The sequence below is a fragment of the Roseomonas sp. TS2 genome, from assembly GCF_058833935.1.
The window spans coordinates 1-2,454 of the sequence record NZ_JCACVY010000318.1 but is presented as its reverse complement, the minus strand read 5'-3'; the positions used below and the strand labels follow the sequence as shown (position 1 = coordinate 2,454).

At 72.8% G+C, this 2,454-nt stretch carries 3 protein-coding genes; all 3 read right to left on the bottom strand.

Annotation, left to right across the window (positions count from 1 at the left end; translation table 11 throughout):
• Window positions 1-1,347, bottom strand: a 1,347-nt coding sequence (locus tag ACZJYS_RS23965; RefSeq protein ID WP_493180595.1) for an AtzE family amidohydrolase, incomplete at its 3' end; no start/stop codon positions are given.
• Complete coding sequence (locus tag ACZJYS_RS23960; protein WP_493180594.1) at window positions 1,344-1,526, bottom strand: DUF4089 domain-containing protein; 183 nt, start codon at window positions 1,524-1,526, stop codon at window positions 1,344-1,346. The genes ACZJYS_RS23965 and ACZJYS_RS23960, both read right to left, overlap by 4 nt.
• Before the next feature lie 137 nt (window positions 1,527-1,663).
• On the bottom strand, window positions 1,664-2,454 hold a 791-nt coding region (locus tag ACZJYS_RS23955; protein ID WP_493180593.1), incomplete at its 5' end, for an ABC transporter ATP-binding protein.

The following is a 2,454-nucleotide window of genomic DNA, read 5'->3' as shown; positions in this document are numbered from 1 at the left end:
CAGCGCCAGATCCTCCCGCCAGGGCGCGGCGATGATCTGCACGCCGACCGGCAGGCCATCATCCGGCCCGGGCGGCTCCGCCGCGCCCGGCCAGAGCGGCACCGCCGCCACCGGCAGGCCGATGAAGGAGACAGGCTGGGTGTAGAGGCCGAGGTTGGGCCGCAGCGGCAGGCTCTGCCCCTCCCATTCCAGCGTCTTCTGCCCAAGGCGCGGGGCGCGGACGGGGGTGGCGGGGGCGAGGATCAGGTCCACCTCGGCGAAGAGTTCCAGCACCCGCGCCTGGTACCAGCGGCGGAAGCGCTGCGCCCGCGCCACCCAGGCGCCGGGGATGGCGAGGCCGCCGATCAGCCGGTCCCGCACCTCGGGGTCGAAATCGGCGGCGCGGGCGCGCAGGCGCTCCGCGTGCAGGGCGGCGCCCTCGGCGGCGGTGATGACATAGGCGGCGGCGCGGGCGCGGGTGGCCTCGGGGAACTCCACCACGCGGCTGGCGCCGAGCGCCTTGGCCGCCAGCGCCACGGCGTCATGCGCCGCCCGGTGGCCACCCTGCGCGAAATGCCCGCCGGCGATGGCGATGCGGAGACCACCGATCCCATCCTCCAGCGACGGCAGCACCGGCTCCACGGGGCGCTGGGCCTGCATCGGGTCCTCCGGGTCCGCGCCCTGCATGGCGTCATGGGCGAGGGCGAGGTCGGTGACGCCGGCGGCGAGGGGGCCGAGATGGTCGAAGGAGGAGACGAAGGGGAAGGTGCCGGCGCGGCTGAGGCGCCCATAGGTGGGCTTGAGGCCGAACACGCCGCAGAGCGAGGCCGGCACGCGGATGGAGCCGTTGGTGTCCGACCCCAGCGCCACCGGCACCATGCCGGCGGCCACCGCCGCGCCGGAGCCGCCGGAGGAGCCGCCCGTCATGCGCGCGAGGTCGCGCGGATTGCGGGAGGGGCCGTCATGCGCGTTCTCGCCGGTGAAATCGTAGGCGTACTCACCCATGTTCAGCGCGCCGAGCAGGATGGCGCCGGATTCCTCCAGTTTGCGGGCGAGGAAGGCGTCGCGCGGGGCGGGGGCGCGGTCGCGGTTGATCCGGGAACCGGCGCGGGTGGGCAGCCCGGCGATGTCGAACAGGTTCTTCACTGCGAAGGGCACGCCGGCGAGCGGGCCAGGGTCGCGCCCTTCGGCCAGCTGCGCGTCGATGGCGTCCGCGCGGGCGAGGGCGCGGGCGGCGGTGACATCGGTGAAGGCATTAACCGTGGGGTTTTCCAGGGCGATGCGTGCCAGGGCCGCTTCCGTGACGGCGCGGGCGGTGCTGCGGCGGCCGCGGATGGTGGCGGCGATGTCGCTGGCGGTGTTGCTCATGCGTGGAACACCGGCGCGTATTCTGCGTCGTCCTCCAGAGGAAACTCCTCCACCAGCCGCGCCGCCGCCGCCACGGTGCGCAGGGCGGTGGTGGAGGCTTCGAGCCATTCGGCTTGCAGTGTGAGTCCGTGCAGCTCCGCTGCTGTCTCCACCGCCTGTTCGATCGGGTCTTTGGCCATGGTGTCTCTCCCGGAGGGCGCCAGCGGCGCCCGAGAACTTGCAGAAACTGAAGGGGCCTGGGGAAGCTGCGCTTCCCCAGCGCTTTTTTCGCGCGTGCGATTCACGTCTCCGGCCTGCGGCTTCCGACGATCGCGCGCTAAACCGGCGGGTGCGGGATCGCCGCGATGAGTTCGCGCGTGTAGTCGGCGCGCGGGTTCTCCAGCACCTGCCGGGAGGAGCCTTCCTCCACCACCTTGCCCTGCCGCATGACGATGACGCGGTCGCAGAGCAGGCGGACCACGTGCAAATCGTGGCTGACGAAGAGGTAGCTCATCCCCAGCCTGAGCTTGAGGTCCTGGAGGAGATTCAGCACCACCGCCTGGACGGAGACGTCGAGCGCCGCGGTGGGTTCGTCGAGGATGACGAGGTCGGGGTTCAGCGCGATGGCGCGGGCGATGCCGATCCGCGCCTTCTGCCCGCCGGAGAGCTGGTGCGGGAAGCGGTGCAGCAGGATGCGCGGCAGGCCGACGAGATCGGCCAGTTCCTCGACGCGCGCCTGGAGTGCCGCGCCGCGCTCGCGCCCCATGCGCAGGATGGGGTCGGCGATGGCGCGGGATGCGGTGAGGCGGGGGTTGAGGCTGTCGGTCGGGTCCTGGAACACCATCTGGATGCGCGGCCGCAGCGGCGAGGCGGCGAAGCCCCGGGCTGGCATGGCGCCGATCTCCTGCCCGGCGAAGCGGATGCGCCCGGCGGTGGGGTCGAGCAGGCGCATCAGCATCATCGAGGTGGTGGACTTGCCGCAGCCGGATTCGCCCACCAGCCCGACGCTCTCGCCCCGGTTCACATGGAAGGAGATGCCGTCCACCGCGCGGAAGGGCGCTTCCGGCGCGCGGCCGGCGAGCCTGGCCAGCCAGCCGCCGAGGCCGGTGCGGGGATATTCCTTCACCA